Raw genomic sequence first — 907 nt, 5'->3', positions numbered from 1 at the left:
GCATCATGTTGGCCCAGACCAGCTGCACGCTGCCGGGCTCGACCTGGTCGGCGGACAGCACCGTCACCGGCGCGCCGCTCCAGCGCTTGGGCGACCACCACGGCGCCTTCGCGAGCTGCGCGCTGCGCTCGCGCAGCGCCGGCGTCGGCTCGACCGCGATGCGGCGCGCCTGCGGGTAGGCGCGCGCCAGGTGCTCGGCACCGGCGCCGCCGAAGCTCCACCAGTCGGCGATCGCGTCCGGCTGCTTGCGCACGATCGCGAGCCGTTCGGCCATGCGCCGCGCGATCTCGCCGTGCAGCCACGGCGCCTGCGGCGCCACGGCGAGCCGGCGCAGCGCCCGCGCGACGACCGCACGGTCGAAGCGCCGCGAGGTGTCGGCCGCAGGGGAATCGCTCATCGGCGGGCAGTATATTGAGCCGGTGATCTTCTCGCGCCTGCTCCGCCACATGCCCTCTTCGTGTGCGGTGTGCGAGGGCTGGGACAGCGGCCCGGCGGCCCGCGTCTGCCGGGCCTGCGTGCAGCGCTTCGCCGACACCGCGCCACGCTGCACCCGCTGCGCGCTCGAGGTGCCGCCGGGCGTCGCCACCTGCGGGGCCTGCGTACTGGCACCGCCCCCCTTCGATGCAGCGTATGCCGGCACCGGCTACGCCCACCCGTGGTCCGGCCTGATCACCCGCTTCAAGTTCAGCGGCGCGCTCGACCTGGCGGATGCGCTGGCCGCGCGCATCCTCGCGGCCCGGCAGCGCGATGCCGCCGCGTGGCCGCAGTGGCTGCTGCCGGTGCCGCTCGCGCCGGAGCGGCTGCGCGAGCGCGGTTTCAACCAGGCCTGGGAGCTGGCCCGCCGGCTCGCGGCCGCCAGCCCGGCCCGCGCCGACGCGCGCCTGCTGCTGCGGGTGCGCGCCACCGC

The 907-nt window shown here is 76.7% G+C and carries 1 protein-coding gene and 1 pseudogene; one reads left to right on the top strand and one right to left on the bottom strand.

Going from position 1 to position 907, the window contains the following annotated elements; all coding sequences use genetic code 11:
* Positions 1–397, bottom strand: a pseudogene (locus AC1DXV_RS35035) (biotin synthase); the annotation flags it as partial.
* A 49-nt stretch (positions 398–446) separates the two neighbouring features.
* Here AC1DXV_RS35035 and AC1DXV_RS35030 point away from each other — a divergent pair.
* The coding region (locus AC1DXV_RS35030; RefSeq protein ID WP_477938102.1) for a ComF family protein at positions 447–907 on the top strand (461 nt) is incomplete at its 3' end.

The sequence above is a fragment of the Rhizobacter sp. P3_C12 genome (genome assembly GCF_056402735.1).
Note: the sequence above shows the minus strand (reverse complement) of the source record. Positions and strands in the feature narration are given on the sequence as shown.